The organism is Acetoanaerobium pronyense, from assembly GCF_017874355.1.
GTDB lineage: Bacteria > Bacillota > Clostridia > Peptostreptococcales > Filifactoraceae > Acetoanaerobium > Acetoanaerobium pronyense.
The window spans coordinates 91,862-108,163 of sequence record NZ_JAGGLI010000003.1 but is presented as its reverse complement, the minus strand read 5'-3'; the positions used below and the strand labels follow the sequence as shown (position 1 = coordinate 108,163).

The 16,302-nt window shown below is 32.0% G+C and carries 20 protein-coding genes; 17 read left to right on the top strand and 3 right to left on the bottom strand.

Annotated elements, in window-relative coordinates; translation table 11 throughout:
* From J2Z35_RS02515 to J2Z35_RS02490, 6 genes are all read left to right on the top strand, one after another.
* Positions 1-627 (top strand): tyrosine-type recombinase/integrase, encoded by a 627-nt coding sequence (locus J2Z35_RS02515; protein ID WP_209659070.1) that lies wholly within the window; start codon positions 1-3, stop codon positions 625-627.
* A 191-nt stretch (positions 628-818) separates the two neighbouring features.
* On the top strand, positions 819-989 hold the full coding sequence (locus tag J2Z35_RS02510; RefSeq protein ID WP_209659021.1) for a hypothetical protein: 171 nt from the start codon (positions 819-821) through the stop codon (positions 987-989).
* Positions 990-1,037: 48 nt separating this feature from the next.
* Positions 1,038-1,676 carry a type II toxin-antitoxin system PemK/MazF family toxin gene (locus J2Z35_RS02505; protein ID WP_245330714.1) on the top strand — a complete coding sequence of 213 codons (639 nt, stop codon included), beginning with the start codon at positions 1,038-1,040 and terminating at the stop codon, positions 1,674-1,676.
* Positions 1,677-2,257: 581 nt separating this feature from the next.
* Positions 2,258-2,656 (top strand): hypothetical protein, encoded by a 399-nt coding sequence (locus J2Z35_RS02500; RefSeq protein ID WP_209659019.1) that lies wholly within the window; start codon positions 2,258-2,260, stop codon positions 2,654-2,656.
* Between the two features lie 264 nt (positions 2,657-2,920).
* On the top strand, positions 2,921-3,139 hold the full coding sequence (locus J2Z35_RS02495) for a phage holin family protein (protein WP_209659017.1): 219 nt from the start codon (positions 2,921-2,923) through the stop codon (positions 3,137-3,139).
* A gap of 2 nt (positions 3,140-3,141) precedes the next feature.
* Entirely contained in the window at positions 3,142-3,864 is a 723-nt protein-coding gene (locus tag J2Z35_RS02490) for an N-acetylmuramoyl-L-alanine amidase (RefSeq protein WP_209659015.1), read from the top strand.
* A 16-nt stretch (positions 3,865-3,880) separates the two neighbouring features.
* Here the strand turns inward: J2Z35_RS02490 and J2Z35_RS02485 are convergent, their stop codons facing one another.
* Both J2Z35_RS02485 and J2Z35_RS14755 read right to left on the bottom strand, forming a co-directional pair.
* Positions 3,881-4,738, bottom strand: coding sequence for an IS3 family transposase (locus J2Z35_RS02485; protein WP_330623341.1), 858 nt, complete (start codon positions 4,736-4,738; stop codon positions 3,881-3,883).
* Between the two features lie 14 nt (positions 4,739-4,752).
* A complete protein-coding gene (locus J2Z35_RS14755) occupies positions 4,753-4,887 on the bottom strand; it encodes a hypothetical protein (RefSeq protein WP_281063609.1) in 135 nt (44 codons plus the stop codon).
* A gap of 250 nt (positions 4,888-5,137) precedes the next feature.
* Between J2Z35_RS14755 and J2Z35_RS02480 the strand changes: the two genes are divergently transcribed.
* The 9 genes from J2Z35_RS02480 to J2Z35_RS02440 all read left to right on the top strand — a co-directional run bounded on the left by J2Z35_RS02480 (position 5,138) and on the right by J2Z35_RS02440 (position 13,097).
* A complete protein-coding gene (locus J2Z35_RS02480; protein WP_209659013.1) occupies positions 5,138-5,344 on the top strand; it encodes a phosphodiester glycosidase family protein in 207 nt (68 codons plus the stop codon).
* 208 nt (positions 5,345-5,552) lie between these two features.
* Positions 5,553-6,224, top strand: coding sequence for a hypothetical protein (locus J2Z35_RS02475; RefSeq protein ID WP_209659011.1), 672 nt, complete (start codon positions 5,553-5,555; stop codon positions 6,222-6,224).
* Positions 6,225-7,070: 846 nt separating this feature from the next.
* The gene (locus J2Z35_RS02470; protein ID WP_209659009.1) at positions 7,071-7,229 is read left to right on the top strand and encodes a hypothetical protein; all 159 of its coding nucleotides are present in this window, start codon (positions 7,071-7,073) and stop codon (positions 7,227-7,229) included.
* A gap of 154 nt (positions 7,230-7,383) precedes the next feature.
* Entirely contained in the window at positions 7,384-8,793 is a 1,410-nt protein-coding gene (pdxR, locus tag J2Z35_RS02465; protein ID WP_209659007.1) for a MocR-like pyridoxine biosynthesis transcription factor PdxR, read from the top strand.
* Between the two features lie 19 nt (positions 8,794-8,812).
* Positions 8,813-8,989, top strand: a complete 177-nt coding sequence (locus J2Z35_RS02460) for a DUF896 domain-containing protein (RefSeq protein WP_209659005.1) — start codon at positions 8,813-8,815, stop codon at positions 8,987-8,989.
* Positions 8,990-9,002: 13 nt separating this feature from the next.
* Positions 9,003-9,458, top strand: a complete 456-nt coding sequence (locus J2Z35_RS02455; RefSeq protein ID WP_209659002.1) for a chemotaxis protein CheW — start codon at positions 9,003-9,005, stop codon at positions 9,456-9,458.
* Positions 9,459-9,562: 104 nt separating this feature from the next.
* A complete protein-coding gene (locus J2Z35_RS02450) occupies positions 9,563-10,720 on the top strand; it encodes a sensor histidine kinase (protein ID WP_209659000.1) in 1,158 nt (385 codons plus the stop codon).
* Positions 10,713-11,372 carry a response regulator gene (locus J2Z35_RS02445; protein WP_245330713.1) on the top strand — a complete coding sequence of 220 codons (660 nt, stop codon included), beginning with the start codon at positions 10,713-10,715 and terminating at the stop codon, positions 11,370-11,372. The genes J2Z35_RS02450 and J2Z35_RS02445 overlap by 8 nt, the downstream gene beginning before the upstream one ends.
* Positions 11,373-11,585: 213 nt before the next feature.
* Positions 11,586-13,097: a phytoene desaturase family protein gene (locus J2Z35_RS02440; RefSeq protein WP_209658998.1), complete on the top strand. Its 1,512-nt coding sequence runs from the start codon at positions 11,586-11,588 to the stop codon at positions 13,095-13,097.
* Between the two features lie 93 nt (positions 13,098-13,190).
* Here the strand turns inward: J2Z35_RS02440 and J2Z35_RS02435 are convergent, their stop codons facing one another.
* Entirely contained in the window at positions 13,191-13,688 is a 498-nt protein-coding gene (locus tag J2Z35_RS02435; RefSeq protein WP_209658996.1) for a ferritin family protein, read from the bottom strand.
* A gap of 160 nt (positions 13,689-13,848) precedes the next feature.
* On the opposite strand from J2Z35_RS02435, the gene J2Z35_RS02430 reads away from it, so the two are divergent.
* Positions 13,849-15,651, top strand: a complete 1,803-nt coding sequence (locus J2Z35_RS02430; protein WP_209658994.1) for a thiamine pyrophosphate-dependent enzyme — start codon at positions 13,849-13,851, stop codon at positions 15,649-15,651.
* Between the two features lie 13 nt (positions 15,652-15,664).
* Entirely contained in the window at positions 15,665-16,243 is a 579-nt protein-coding gene (locus tag J2Z35_RS02425) for an indolepyruvate oxidoreductase subunit beta (protein WP_209658992.1), read from the top strand.
* Positions 16,244-16,302: the final 59 nt, after the last annotated feature.

Here is a 16,302-nt window from a genome sequence, read left to right as displayed (position 1 = left end):
ATTAAAACTGATGATGTAGTCAAAGAAACTTACACAAAAGAAGAATTAGATATATTACTAAAAAAGCCAAATATTAAAGTTTGTACATTTGCTCAGTATCGTACTTGGGTTATTATTAATTTTTTTATGGCAACAGGGTGCAGAGCATCAACTCTTAGAAATATAAAAATTGAAGATATAGATATGAAAAATAAAGAAATAATATTCAAACACGCCAAAAATAGAAGGCAGCATATTATCCCATTAGCTGATATATTACAAGACGTTTTAAAAGAATATTTAATAATAAGAGATGGTATGCCTCATGATTGGTTATTTTGCTCCAGAACAGGTGAAAAAATAACTAAGAATTGCCTCACGAATAGTATCATAACTTATAACAGGAGACTTGGAGTAGAGAGAACAGGCATACACACATTTAGACATACATTTGCTAAGTTTTGGATTTTGAATAATGGAGATGTGTTTAGACTTCAGAAGATACTAGGTCATAAAAACTTTGAGATGACACGTATGTATGTAAATATGTTTGGACAGGATCTCAAATATAAATTTGATGAATACAATCCACTTTCATCATTTGAGCGTAAAACAAGTGTATCCATGAATAAATTTAGAAACAAATAATTAAATTTTCACAACTTAATAACTTGCAAAAAAAGACTATATTCGAATAGGCTTATTAAAGTGCGTCAAAAATCAAATGTACTTGAAAGTCAAAAATCAGTGTTTTCAAGGGGTTTATTTTGTCCCTATTTTCAAATTTAAAAGGGAGTTAGGATCGTTCTCTTAAATTTATTAATAATGGAGGTGTAATTATGACTAATTCAAAAAATACTTCATTAAAGATGGACTTTTTGAAAAGCAAAAACATTAAAATTACATCATCTCAAGATGCTTTAAAAGATGTAAAACCTATCGAGTGGAGTCAATCTGTTATAAATGGCTCTAACAAAGTTCTTGTGGAATGTAAATTTATGACAATTTAGACTAGTGTAGCGATAAGAGGTATGTTATTCTCTTATTGGAGGTGTAAAATGCCAATTAATATTGATTTACATAAAACACAACGATATTTGGATTGGATGAAAAACAAATTATTTATTGACTCGAATGCAATGAAAGCAAAGGGTAGAATTGTGAAACGTGGTGAAGTGTATAGGTGTAATCTAGGTATGGGTGTAGGTAGTGAAGAATGCAAAGAACGCCCGTGTGTAATTCTACAATATGATGCTGGGAATACAAGGTCGCCGAATACAATAGTTGCTCCTATTACACATTCTATTTCAACTTTACCTATAGTTGTACCTATCGCAAATCAAACTAATGCAGCAGGAGATTTGATTCTTGATGGTAACGTTTTGCTTGGGAATATAGTTTGTGTTAGCAAAGCTAGATTGGGGGATTATATCACCACTCTCCCAACAAATGAAATGAAAGCTGTAGATGAGGCATTAGCTATTTCTTTAGACGTGAAAAGACACTATGATAAACTAATGAACATTCACAACGACAAGTTAGATTATATTGAAAAACTCAATAATAAAGTGGAAGAACTTAAGTCTGAAATTGAAGTTAAAAATTCTGAGTTAATCAAATATGAAGAATTAGCTCGAAAGTTTGGGTTTGCAGATATTGAGTCAATCGAACGGTTTATAAGTGAAAAAATATCTTAGAAATTATTTACAAATAATAGGATTAGTGATACTATTGAGATACAAAGATGTTGCTCACGAGTGGGGTAGCGGTATAATACTTCAAAAATAGGGACTACGAGTGAGTCCCTAGTATCTTTTTTGTGTAACTATGAGTTTTATGGGTATATAATTGATACAAAGATACTATGAGATGAACGCTCATAGTGGTATAAAATCAAATGCGGGAGACTACGGGTGAGTCTCCCAATATTTCGCAACCATAAATTTAACAAAAACTTATATATTTTTACCATTTAGAACGGGCTACTTTAGTCTGTTCTTTTTGTTGCTCATTTTTAAATACCAAATTACTAATAAACCAAAACAACCTACCCATTAAAATAGGTATTTTAATCAGATTTAGAGGGTTGAACACGTTGCAATCACTAGCTTTAATCTCTCTATTTTTGATTTTTGGGAGTTATTTTTGAAAAGTATCGGGCTAAGTGGTGTTTTTGAAGAGATTTATTAAAAATTTCAACACTTTAAAGATTTGTGAATTTAACTATTGTTAAATCTCTTTTTTTTCTGATATTCTATTAGAAAAAGGGGGATTAATTTTGTGGAGATATAAAGAAAATAATGATGTAAACAGGTTATATGAGAGGGTAAAAAAAACTAAAAATACAGAAGAAAAGATAAGAATAATAAAAAAACATATTAATAAGTTAAAAGACTATGATAAATTTGAATACGATTTAAATTATAGGATTGATAACATTATTCTTGTGGAGCCATTTAGCATAATTTTATCTGTGATATTAGTTGCAGTAGGAACATTTGTATTAAGTAGCTTAGATATAAAATCTAAACCAATGTTTGAGTTTTTTGAAATTGCTCTGTATTTTCCATTAGGTGTTTTAATTATATTAGCACCTATATATTCATATTCTCTGGAAGAGAAATCAATTCTTTTGAACATTAAAAATATATTTGAAAAAGAAAGAGTTATTAAATAAAAAATAGAAAAATTAAATAATTATTAAAATTTTGAAGAGAGTTAACTGAATTACAGTTGCTCTCTTTTTTAATTTAAAATGAGGTGGTAAAAGTGGGTGAAAGTGCAATAGTAAAAGCTATATCAACAGGCATCTCAGCTACAGCAATATACTTGATTGGAGGGATTGACATACTAATACAGACCCTTCTTATAATTACATCACAGGGATAGCTAAGGGTGCTAAAAATGGAGAATTAAACTCTATGAGAGGCTATCAGGGCATTTGAAAAAATGTGGTGTGATGATTGGTGTTATTGTAGCAGTACAACTAGATAAATTACTTGGGAGTGATATGTTCAGAACGACAACTATCACTTTTTTTGTGCTTAATGAAGGAATTAGCATAGTTGAAAATTTAACTGTGGTTGGGGTTGAGTTACCTCAGCCACTAGTTAAATTTATGAAGAGTTGGAAAGAACAAGAGAATGACAGGGAGGTGTAAGTATGAGAAGAATAGATAAAATAATACTACATCATTCTTTAACCAAAGACCAAAAAGTTGTTGACTTTCATGCCATTAGAAATTATCACATTAACACCAATAAGTGGAGAGATATAGGATATCACTATGTTGTTGAGTTAGTTGGAGATAACTATGTAATTTTTAATGGTAGAGGCGAACATGAAGCAGGAGTGCATACAGCAGGACAAAATGCAAATAGTATAGGGATATGTTTGGTAGGTAATTTTGATGTTACAGTACCACCAGATGCTCAGATAGATAAGCTGGTTGAGTTAATCAAAGATATATACTCAAGATGTGGAATCCTACCTATACATGGGCACAACGAGTATTCTACAAAATCATGTCCCGGAAGATTATTCCCTATGGAAAAAGTTAAGGATCTAGCTAGTGGGAAATCTCAATCCACTCAGATTTTAAATCAGGTTGGTATAGTTAATGCCAGTCCTCATCTTAATGTTAGAGAGGGTGCTGGGGTTAATTTCCAAAAAATAGGGGAATTACCAAATGGTACTGAGGTTAAGGTTGTTGGACAAAAAGATAATTGGTTAGAAATTGAATATGGAACTGCATTTGTACATAGAGATTTTGTTAAGCTAAATGATAAAAAAGATGAGGTAATTGATATGAAGAAGTTTGAGTATGAAGTACAGGGAATTACTCATATTGGTCTTATGTCAATAAAACGGACAACACAAATGTAATATATTCTAGAATCTATTAACTTGCATGCTTTTTTTCATAATCATATGGCGAAGCCATATGGCAGTGACTATGAATTCTTGTAGTGTTGTAAAAGGCTTCTATATATTCAAAAATCAGACTATGAGCATGGTTGAGGTTCTTTATGACGAACCTGTTCAGATACTCTCTTTTTATCAGAGCATGAAATGATTCGATTACAGCATTGTCCCAAGGCATAGCTTTCTTGGAATAGCTTCTGATGAATTTACCTGCCGGCGTAGCATCCATATATGCTTTGGACACATACTGGACGCCTCTATCCCTATGAATTAGTATCGGAGCATCTGAATATCTTGAAGATTTTGCTTTATTTACAGCTGCCAATACGCTCTCGCTTGAAAGTGAATCCGAAAGATTCCATCCTACAACTTTGCGAGAAAACAGATCCATTATTGTTGTCAAATAAACGAATCCATCCAATGTCCACACATAAGTTATATCCGTTACCCAAACTGTATTTGGAGATTTAGGCGAGAACTTTCTGTCTAGGATATTTTTAAGCTTGATATCAAAATCCGGATCGATAGTAGTTCTTTTATATGGACTTACCCAGATGGCTTTTATTCCTAATTCACGCATATAGTTTCCAACCGTTTTTTCTGCGATTATATGCCCTTTGCTTCGAAGTATGGATGTGATCTTAGGAGCTCCATAGATTTGTTTTGATTCGTTGTAAATCTTTATGATTTCTTGTTTTATCCTCTGTTTTCTAATCTTTTGACTTGAATCTTGTCTTTTCATATAGTCATAGTATCCGGAGGATGATACGCCTAGTATTTTAAGCACACTATTAACTGAAATACGGCGTTCTTTAGATAATTTAGCAACTTCAATATATATTGCTTCAGTTAATCTTTGTTTAGTATGCCTATGGCCTTTTTTAGGATTTCAAGTGCATCTTCTTTATCTCTTAGTTCCTTTTTAAGCTTTGCAATTTCTTTTTCGGAATCCGACGAATAGTTACCAGAGCCTCTGTGATTCACAATATTATCATTGTTTTTTGCATTTTGGATTCAGTTGTTAAGACTCGAAGCACTTATTTTTAGATCCGCGGCAGCGGCTTTCATAGATTTACCGGATGAATGGTAATAGCTGACTGCATCTTGTTTGAATTCTGCGCTATGCTTTGTATTTTTTGTTCCCATATTATCTCTCCTTATCTGATAAAATCATTATATCAAATTCAAGGATATATCATGTTTAGCTTCTCCGTTATTTATTCTAACAGCATTTATGGGATATAAGCGGTCTGAAAATAAGATTTACATATGTGTAAGACCAGATAGCAGCCATGATAGGATAATTCAATCATGTAAAAATTTAGGATTGGATTTTGCGATTAGTTTGGATGGTGGAGGAAGTTCATCTATCAAAGTTGATGGAAGTGTCAAGGTTAGTGGAGATGGTAGACCAGTAAATAATTATTTGTATGTTAAGTGATATAAATCTCCTACATATTGAAAATGAGTATATAAAAAGTTAGGGAAGTTTTCCTTGTGTATTATCCGTTCCTCATGGTGAAGAACGCATAATACATTAAATTCCCTATAAATAGTGTGACTATTTCCTCTTTTACTTGGTACAATAGTAGTGGGAGTTTGAATTAAAACACTAAGGGGGATTTTATATGAAGAAATTATTAATTTTATTGGTTTTTACTACTATATTTTTATTTGGATGTTCAGAGTCAGCTTCCAAAGTAGAAGACGACATTATCTTGGAGGATGACAATTTGGCTTTAAGTGTTTTATTCAGAAATGTTGAAGTAGAAAATGATACAGTTATTAATCGGCTAACCTTCAAGGGAAATGTAGTTAATAGAAACTTTAAAGACATAGAGGGCTATGGATTACTCACCACTTATGGCAAAGATGGCAGAGCCTTAGAAACTATTTTCTTTGAATTACCTGAATTAGATAGAAGTAGCTTTGGAAACTTTGAAGTTTATGCGAAAAACGAAGATGTTGAAGATTATGAACTTGAAATTTTTGAAGTTTCGGAACGCAAAAAGAACCAAAGAATTCCAAGTTTGGAAAACGTAAATCAGAGTATAGAGTTTAGTGACGATATAACGGTAAGTAGTTCAGTTGGAAGTTTATATACTGTAATGGGTCGGTATACTAATAAAAATAGCACACCTGTTTCTGGGATGGCTAGAATAACCTTTTTTGATTCAGATGGCAGAATAATAGACTCTTCACCTTTTTTACTGAGCAGAATAGAACCAAATCAAACCAAAACTTTCAGCACTCATGGGATGGAAATAGAAGGATATAAAACCTACGAAATACAAATTGACTCGATAAGAGAAGAAAACTAAATATAAAACAAACTTAAGAATCGCTTCGGCGGTTCTTTTTTATTGCAAAAAATTAAGAGGAAGGGAAATATCCTTACTTGTACATTATTAGCTTAAAATAATATATCAAATAAATCAATTCTAAGACGATTTAATTTTATTTAGGATATATGAATCAACGAAGAAATAAATCGACTTAAAAACTAAATATATGACAACTCACATATTTAAAAGTGAGTAATTGCAATGGTTTGATGTTACTTATGAAAATTAAAAATTATAACTTGCAAAAAAACTATTGAGTAAACTCTGGTATAAGTGTATAGTTAATATAACAAAAACAATTAAATACCTCGCCTAGTTGATGAGCTGGTAACTCAATCAATTAGGATAACCAAAAGTGTAACAGGCACTAGTGATTACTTTATACGAGGTATCTTTATAGATACCATTATAAGAGTAAATTCTAACTCTGTCTATACACTTAGGCAGGGTTTTTTTAGTTTTTGATTAATATTATTAACATCGTTAGTGGGTAATAAAAAGCACTAATAGCGGTTAATGAAAACCAAAGAATGTGTTAAACACTGGGGTGTAAGGACTAAGGCTGGGCACCCACCTGATTGAATAATCGGGTCTGAATTTAACGCGGTGACGGCATCTTGGGTTTTCTTATTTTCTAAAACTCAATTTAAACCTGGGCCACCAATTAGTAAATCACTAATTAGGTGGTTTTTTGCTTTTATAAAACAGAGTTTTAATCTTGTAATTATAAAAAAACAATTGACAATATAAATACAAAAATGATATTATTCAAATATGAAATTGCAAAATGTAAAAAAATAAAAAAACGGAGGTGCATTTATCATGAACAAATTATTAACTGAAATCAAGATAAAAGAACAACAAGGGGCTTTTTACAATCAAAGAAAGTGTGGATATATAACTTGCATTCATTGCATAAATGAAAGATGCACATCTGACAAATGCGATATGTTTGAAAGAGAGTATGTACAAGAAGGATAATAAAAGCTTATTTAAAATAGTCTGCCGGCCTCATTTAAAAATGATGTCGGCTTTTAATTTTTAATATGATAAAGACCCTTGATTCACTATATGATATAATCTCATTAAAATATGAGTTATTTTAATAATTTCAATGTGGACTGGAGTGATCAAAGTGGAAAAGTTTAATATGAAACTTGATGAAAAAGGTACTCCAAAATACATACAACTTTATAGAAATATAAAATCTATAATAGAATCTCAAAGACTCAAGCCATCTGAAAAACTCCCTCCCCTTAGAGACATAAGCTCTTATTTGAGCATAAATATATCTACAGCTGTAAAAGCTTATGAATTACTTGAAAAGGAAAAATATATCTATAAAAAAGCTGGCAGCGGGTGTTATGTATACCCTCACTCAAAGGAAGACGATAGCCTTGAAAAATACATAAGATTTGATTTGGCAAATCCAAAATCCACTATATTTCCAATAGAAAAGTTTAAAAAGGCTGTAGAAATAGCTATGCAAAATGAAGGAAGCAGTCTATTTGATTATCAAGAGGGATTGGGATATGAGCCATTAAGAGAATGTATATGTAGTTATATTGAAAAAGAGGGGATAAATTCTGAAAAAGATAAAATACAAATAATCTCTGGTGCTCAGCAGGGAATAAATATAATAGTTAATTCAATGCTAAGCTATGGAGATGTAATATTTATAGAAGAGCCAAGTTATCCAGGTGCAATTGAAGTTTTTAAAGAGCATGGAATTAAGGTTGTGGGAATTCCTCTTCTTGATGATGGGATAGATATTGGTCTTCTTAAAATAAAAGCTGAAAAATTTAGACCTTCATTTATATATACAATGCCTAATTATCATAATCCTACAGGAATAAGCTATACTGAAAAAAAGAAAAAAGATTTGATAAAGATAGCAAAAGAATATGATTTTATGATAATAGAAGATGATTATATGAGTGATTTTGATTTTTCTAAAAAAAATCATATACCAATTAGAGCTTATGATTTAGATGATAGGGTAATATATTTAAAAAGTTTTTCAAAAATACTAATGCCAGGTCTCAGGATAGGCTTTATGGAAATGCCTCAATTTGTACGAAATATAGCTAGTAAGGTAAAGTATAATATGGATATATCTACTTCTAGCTTTACTCAATTAGCTCTTTATTATTATATGAAATATTACAACTGGGATGAACATTTAAGATTAGTTGAGCATATCTACAAAAATAGATTTGACAAAGCTCTTTATTTTATAGAAAATAATTTTAGAGGATTAGTAAACTGGAGGACACCTTGTGGAGGGATAAACTTCTTTTTTTCAATGCCTAAGGATTTTAGTTCTATAGAATTAAAAGAGTTTTTAGAGAAAAAAAATATAAAAATACTTGAAGGTACACTCTTTTATAGTACTATTAAATCTGAAAATGAATTTAGGATTAGCATAGCTCATATGGAAGAAGAAGAAATTGCACACAATCTAGAGCTATTAAAAAAGTCTCTTGAAGATTTTCTATCGGATGAAAAAAATAAAATGAAATACAAAATACCAAATTTATCGTAATATATTAAAGGAGAGAAAAATGCTAGAAAAGGAATTAACTCAAAGAATTAATGAGCTTTCAAGAAAATCAAAATCAGAAGGCTTAACAGAAATAGAAAAGAAAGAGCAGGATAAGCTTAGAAAAGAATATGTATCAAGATTTAGAAATAGTCTTAAATCGCATCTAGACTCAATAAAAATAGAGAAAAAACAATAATGGAGGGAAATTTATGGCTGAGAAAAAATATGTTATCTTCAAATTAGGAGAAGAGGAATACGGAATAGATATAATGAAAGTAAAAGAAGTCACAGAGTACAAGGAGACAGTTAAAGTTCCAAATACTCCTGATTTTGTAGAAGGGATAATTAATCTCAGAGGAGATGTTACTCCAATTATAAGCCTTAAAAGAAGATTTGGTTTAAATCACGATACGGCTTTAGAGACTACAAGGGTAATTGTTGTAAACCTTGAAGATAGACTCGTAGGGTTCATAGTAGATGATGCATCTCAGGTACTTTCCCTTGATGATAATCAGATTGATTCTGCTCCTGAAATAGTAACTGGAATAGGGAAAAAATATATTGAAGGTATAGGGAAAGTGGAAGATAGAATGATAATCATGCTTGATCTTCTGCAGGTTTTAGATGAAGATGAGAAGAAAGAACTAATGGACGTAAACAATTAAGAGGGCCCTAAGGCTCTTTTTTTGTAAATTCCACCTTTAAAGCTTATTAAATATGGAAAAATGGCCATTTAGTATTTATAATATAGAAGGAGCAGGATTGCAGGATGTCACAAGATATTTCAACTCCAAAGGACCTTGATCAAGTTATAAATAATGTGATCTTGTCTATACAAAATGGGCAAGAAGAGATTTTTAATATTTCTGAAAATGTAATTAAAGAAACTGAGTCTATAAAAAGAGAAATAGAAAGCTTCAAAGAAAGAGTTAATTTGATAATTAAAGAGGTCGAAGAGCTTGAGATTCTTGAAAGAAAAAGTAGAAATCATCTTTTTATAGTCAGTAAAAATTTTGATAACAGTAATGAAAAAATCATAAGAGAAGCTTATGAAAAAGCAAGGGATATACAGGTCAAGCTTATAGTAAAAAGAGAGGAGGAAAAATCTCTTATAAAGCAAAGAAATGACCTAGAGCTTAGGCTTAAAAAAAATATAGAGATAGTAGAGAGAGCCCAAAGTCTAATGTCTAAAATGAAATCGGTAATGGATTTTCTTTTATCTGATTTGGCTGATATAAGTAAGACTATAAGTGATTTAGAAGGTAAGGCTCAAATAGGAATGAAAATTATAAAAGCCCAAGAAGAGGAAAGAAGAAGAATAGCGAGAGATATTCATGATGGACCTGCACAAAGTATCGCATTTCTTGTAATAAAGACAGAAATAGCTGAAAGACTAATAAAGAAAAATCCAGAAGTGATTTCAGAAGAACTTGAAGAAATAAAATCTCAATTAAGAGCTGTTTTAAAAGAAATAAGAACGGTGATGTATGATTTAAGACCAACATCTTTAGATGAGCTTGGGCTGATACCTACCATCCAAAGAATTGCTGAAGATTTGACTATAGATAAAGATTTAGATATTGAGGTCACGGTACTTTCTGAAAAAAAGATTAAAAACCATCTAATAAGACTTACATGTTATAGAATAATCCAAGAGGGAATAAATAATATAATAAAGCATTCAAAGGCTTCAAAAGCTTCTATTAAGTTAGATATAACTCAAACAAAGATAAATGGGGTCATATCTGATGAAGGCGAGGGATTTGATATAAATGAATATAAATCTCGTGAAAATGTTTCTTTTGGACTATCATCAATGAAGGAAAGAGCAGAAATGGTTAACGGCAAGGTCAAAATAGATTCCATAAAAGGAAGAGGAACTAAAATAATTTTTAGTATACCTAATAAGGAGGAAGAGTATGAGTAGTAAAATTAAAGTTATGATAGTGGACGATCACGCCCTTATGAGAGAAGGTCTTACTAAATTATTAGAAATGGAAAATAAAATTGATGTATTATATGGAGCTTCAGACGGACTTGATGCTATAAAATATTTGGAAAATTCAAATGGGATTGATGTGATTTTACTGGATATAAATATGCCTAAATTAAATGGTATTGAAACCCTAAAAAAAGTAAAGCAGATAAACCCTGCAATAAAGGTTATAATGCTTACAGTTTATGATGATAGAGAATATCTTATAGAAACTTTAAACCTAGGGTCAAACGGATATGTGCTGAAAGACTCAGAAACAGATTCATTAATAAAAGCTATAGAATCTGTTTATGACGGAGGAAGCTACATACACCCTAGTCTAGCAGGAGAACTTTTCAGGGAAATAAACAGACAAAGAGGAGGAAAAGATTCTAAGGATGGAGCTGATTCCCTAACAAAGAGGGAGCATGAGGTACTTCTTTTGATTGCAGAAGGAATGAGCAATAAGGATATTTCAGAACATCTTGTAATAAGTGAAAAAACAGTCAAAAATCACGTTTCTAGCGTTCTTAGAAAACTTGATCTTCAAGATAGAACCCAGGCTGCTATATTTGCTATAAAGCATAAACTTACAACACCTTAAAAATTGTAAATCCTTTTGATATTTTATAGTCTTACTATAATTATTAAAAGGATTTTTTGATTTTAATTTTTATTAAAAGGGTATTAGGTAATTTAAATATTAGAGTTTTATGAAAATGAGAACTTTTAGATAGAGCAGAAAAATAATCTTAAACCTCTACACTAAAAATCAGCAGTTAAAAAGTATTTTTAATCTGAGATTGGGGGAATTTGCATGGGTAAAAAAGTTATAATTGTAGGAGCAGGACCAGGAGGCTTAGCATCTTCAATGATGCTTTCAAGTAAAGGTTTTGATGTTGATGTTTACGAGAAGCAAAGCTACATAGGAGGTAGGACATCCTCATTTAATCTAAAGGAAAATTTCAAATTTGATTTGGGGCCAACGTTTTTGATGATGGATTTTATTTTAGAGGAGCTCTTTGAAGAATGTGGTCTTAAAATTAAAGATTACCTTGATTTAGTGGAGGTAGACCCCATGTATAGATTGGTTCTTCCTTCTGGAAAAGAATTTTTTCCAAGCCGGAATCCTATAAAAATGAAAAAAGAGATAGAGGAAAACTTTAAAGGGGCATACAAATCTTACTTGAAATTTATGGAAAGGGAAAAAGATAAGCTGGATCATCTGCTTCCATGTCTTCAAGTTCCATACGATTCATATGCAGACCTTACAAAACCTAGATTTATAAAAGCAATCCCATACCTAGATGTCAATGTGAGCGTATATGACGTCCTAAAGAGATATTTTGATGATGAAGAGTTGGCGCTTTCATTTACATTTCAAGCAAAATACCTAGGGATGTCTCCATGGACATGTCCTGGAGGTTTTTCTATCATACCTTATATAGAGCATAAATATGGAATTCATCATACTACAGGTGGTCTTAATCAAATAACTAAAGCCTTTGCAAAGGCATCTGAGTCTATGGGAACAAAAATTCATCTTTCCAAAGAGGTAAAAGAAGTAGTTGTAAGGGATGGAAAAGCCAGAGGAGTCCTTCTTGCAGATGGAAGGTTTATGGAAAGTGATTACGTGATTATAAATGCGGATTTTGCACATGCAATGACAAACATAATAAAAGATCAAGACAATAAAAAATATACAAAAGATAAGATGGACAATAAAAAATATTCCTGTTCAACATATATGATTTATTTAGCATTAGACAAGGTTTATGACCAGTTTCCTCATCATAATATTATTTTTGCAAAAGATTACAAAAAAAATCTCACTGAAATTTCAGATTCTATGGTATTGTCAGAAGATCCTTCGGTTTATGTCCAAAATCCATCAGTTACAGACAGTACTCTTGCTCCTGAAGGAATGTCCGCTTTGTATATACTTGTTCCGGTTCCAAACAATAAATCAGAAATAATATGGGAAGATATAAAGGATAGTTTTAAAGAGAAAATCCTTGATATAATAGAGGACAAGGGTGGATTTGTAAATCTTAGGGAACACATACTTGAAGAAAAGGTAATCACCCCTCATGACTGGGAAAATGAAAAAGATGTATATAGTGGAGCTACTTTTAATTTAAGCCATTCCGTTGATCAGCTTCTTGTGTTTAGACCTCATAACAAGCATGAACAATTTGATAGATGCTATATAGTAGGAGGAGGTACTCATCCTGGAAGTGGTCTTCCAACTATATTTGAATCTGCTAGAATATCTTCAAGAATGATAATCGGAAAAGAAAAAATAAAGCCTAATAGAAAGAAAAAATAATATTATTATTTTCATTCACAAATAAAGCTCTGGATATGATTTCCAGAGCTTTTAACTATATATTTTTCAGACTATTATATTCTTTTATTTTTTTTAAAATGGATAAAAACCTTGGGCAAACCAAGAGTTTTGGGTTGCTAGTTCCACTTCGCTTTGGAAGGAATCTCTATGTTCTCTTTCCCATTTAGCTAGAGTCTCTAAAAGATTTTTAGCAATAGGGTCTGTAGCCTTTTCTAATGCTTTTTCATAAAAGACAGCAAAATCATTTTCCATTGCATAAGCCATTCTAAGTATAGGCAGGTCTGATAAATCATATTCTAAATCGACATGCTCCATATCCTTTGTTTTTGACTTAATAATATCCTCTCCCTCTGAAACTTCAAGGGAAAACTCCTCAAAGGTATTGTTTGCTTCAAGAGATTTGAGCTGACTCTCTAGGATTGCATAATGCTCATGCTCCATTTCAGCAAGTCCTTCGAAAAGCTCTTTAATTTTTCGGCTTGTAACCTTGTCTTTATAGAACTCGTAAAACTCTTGAGCTCTTTGCTCCATACCCATCGCATATCTTATTATATCCTGTGCATTATTCATGTAGATACCTCCTACAATTTTATATTTAATTCTGTATAATTCTACCCCGAATAAATCCTTTGAAACTTAAAACAGGAAAATGGTTTCAAAGGGATTATATTTGGGTAATCTTACATTGTAAATCATGACTTATAAAATAAATTTTCAGGAGGTATAAAAAATGAATCCTAAAAAAGCAGTTATGTCAGGAAATGAGGCAATAGCTAGAGGGTTTTATGAGGCAGGAGGGAAGGTCGCGGCTAGTTATCCAGGGTCTCCTACAGTAGAGCTACTAGATAATATAAGACAATATGAGGAAATTTACTCAGAGTTTTCTACAAATGAAAAGGTGGCACTTGAGGTTGCTATAGGAGCTTCAATGGGAGGAGTAAGAGCGATTACTTCTATGAAGCATGTTGGAGTAAACATTGCTATGGACCCTCTGATGACATTTACCCAAAGTCATATTAATGGAGGATTTCTTTTAGTGACAGGAGACGACCCTGGAATGGCAAGCTCCCAAAATGAACAAGACAACAGAATTATCGGGAAGTTTGCAAATATGGGAATCCTAGACCCTTCTGATTCTCAGGAATCTAAAGATTTTACAAAATTAGCTCTTAAGCTAAGCGAAAAGTACAATCTTCCAATGATGCTTAGAATTACAAGTAGACTCTGTCACAGTAGAAGCATCGTGGAATTTGAGGAAAGGGAAGAGGTTGAATCACAAAAATTTAAAGAAGATACAGCCAAATTTTGCATGCTTCCACCTCATACCTTTCAGCTTCAATACACTATGAAGGAAAGAATAGAAAAACTTTCAAAATGGGCAGATGAGTCAAACATCAACAAATTAGAGCATAAGAATTCAGATTGCTTAATAATTACATCTGGACTTGCTTATCAAAATTTGATGGAGCTAGGTCTTGAACTGAGTGTACTTAAACTAGGGATGGTATATCCACTTCCTATTGAAAAAATTAGAGAGCTTTCTTCAAATTACAATAGAATCATAGTAATTGAAGAAATGATGCCTTTTATAGAAAATGAACTTAAAATTGCTGGAATAGAGTGTGAAGGTAAAAAGTATTTTAAATTCACAGGTGAGTTAAACATTGAAGTTATTGAAAAGGGACTTAAAGATGCAGGGCTTATAACTGAAAGAAAAATAGTCGATCCAAAGCCAGAGGATACTACTCAAAGAGGACCACTTTTCTGCTCTGGATGTCCTCATAGACCTGTGTTTGATATATTAAAAAAATCCAAGGTTACTGTGATTGGTGATATAGGTTGCTACTCAATGGGACTTTTATATCCTTTTGAAGTTTTAAAGACAAATATAAGCATGGGTGCATCCCTTGGTATGATTAAAGGTATGAGAATGGCTATGGATAGAATAGGTGATGATAGACCTCTTGCTGGAGTAATAGGAGATGGTACCTTCTTTCATAGTGGGCTTGCAGGTTTTGCTAACTTAAGATATCAGCTAAAAGGTGATGAAAACATTACTATGCTCATACTTGACAATGGTACAACCGCTATGACAGGAGGTCAGCCGACAGCAAGCTCAAAACATATGGATGGAGCAGGTCAGGATATTAGCATAGACGAAATGCTTAAAGCAATGGGCTATGATGATGTTCAAAGAATTGACCAGTTTGATTATAAAAATGCTAAAGAAGTAATAAATAATGCTATCAACAAACAAGGACTCTCTATTGTTATAACATCTAGACCGTGTGCCCTAAAATTTAAAATAAAAGAGCCTCATTTTTATGTGGACCCTAAGGTCTGTATATCGTGCAGGACTTGTATAAAGACAAATTGTCCACCCCTTAGAATGAAAAAATATGAAGGCATAGAAAAGCTCAAATCGTCAATCGACCCAACTCAGTGTGTAGGGTGTTCGATATGTGCCCAAGTATGTCCTGTAAATGCTATAAAAAGAAACGAACTAAACAAAACTATGAAAAATATACCATAGGGGGGAATTAATAATGAATAGCAAAAATATAATTTTAGCAGGAGTAGGAGGTCAGGGACTTGTCCTTACTACAAAAATAATGAGTGAAGCCGCATTTGAGGCTGGATTTGATGTTAAAACAAATGATGTTATAGGCCTTTCTCAAAGAGGAGGAAAAATATGGGGAAGTGTAAAAATTGGAGAAAAAATAAACTCTCCTAATATTGCCCCAGGACAAGGCGATATTCTTATAGCTTTTGAGGCTCTTGAGGGTAGAAGATGGAGAGAGATGATGAAGCCTAATAACTCTGTTGCGGTAATCAATGAGTATGAAATGGCTCCTACATTAGTACAGCAGGAGAAGGAAGAATATCCAGAAGACATATTTGAAAAAATTGCTGAAAATAGTGAGCTTATAAAGATAAATGCTACTAAAATAGCAAAAAATCTTGGAAATGCTGCCGTAGCAAACATATTAATGCTGGGTATAGCTGCCAGATATTTAGATATTCCAAAGGAAGTATGGTATAAAGCTCTTGAAGACAACGTACCAACTAAATTCATAGATATGAATAAAGAAGCGTTTAATATGGGACTTGAAGGAAATTATTAATAGTTTAATAATTTCAAAAAAGGGTAAAATATAATTATAAAATAGCAAACTATCCTTTT

Excerpts from the sequence above, each read along its gene's own strand:
- J2Z35_RS02455 (WP_209659002.1), top strand. The coding sequence starts at position 9,003 with ATGGCTGAGAAAAAATATGTTATCTTCAAATTAGGAGAAGAGGAATAC.
- J2Z35_RS02480 (WP_209659013.1), top strand. The coding sequence starts at position 5,138 with ATGGGATATAAGCGGTCTGAAAATAAGATTTACATATGTGTAAGACCA.
- J2Z35_RS02445 (WP_245330713.1), top strand. The coding sequence starts at position 10,713 with ATGAGTAGTAAAATTAAAGTTATGATAGTGGACGATCACGCCCTTATG.
- J2Z35_RS02450 (WP_209659000.1), top strand. The coding sequence starts at position 9,563 with ATGTCACAAGATATTTCAACTCCAAAGGACCTTGATCAAGTTATAAAT.
- J2Z35_RS02435 (WP_209658996.1), bottom strand. The coding sequence starts at position 13,688 with ATGAATAATGCACAGGATATAATAAGATATGCGATGGGTATGGAGCAA.
- J2Z35_RS02430 (WP_209658994.1), top strand. The coding sequence starts at position 13,849 with ATGAATCCTAAAAAAGCAGTTATGTCAGGAAATGAGGCAATAGCTAGA.
- J2Z35_RS02510 (WP_209659021.1), top strand. The coding sequence starts at position 819 with ATGACTAATTCAAAAAATACTTCATTAAAGATGGACTTTTTGAAAAGC.
- J2Z35_RS02440 (WP_209658998.1), top strand. The coding sequence starts at position 11,586 with ATGGGTAAAAAAGTTATAATTGTAGGAGCAGGACCAGGAGGCTTAGCA.
- J2Z35_RS02425 (WP_209658992.1), top strand. The coding sequence starts at position 15,665 with ATGAATAGCAAAAATATAATTTTAGCAGGAGTAGGAGGTCAGGGACTT.
- J2Z35_RS02470 (WP_209659009.1), top strand. The coding sequence starts at position 7,071 with ATGAACAAATTATTAACTGAAATCAAGATAAAAGAACAACAAGGGGCT.
- J2Z35_RS02490 (WP_209659015.1), top strand. The coding sequence starts at position 3,142 with ATGAGAAGAATAGATAAAATAATACTACATCATTCTTTAACCAAAGAC.
- J2Z35_RS02460 (WP_209659005.1), top strand. The coding sequence starts at position 8,813 with ATGCTAGAAAAGGAATTAACTCAAAGAATTAATGAGCTTTCAAGAAAA.
- J2Z35_RS02505 (WP_245330714.1), top strand. The coding sequence starts at position 1,038 with ATGCCAATTAATATTGATTTACATAAAACACAACGATATTTGGATTGG.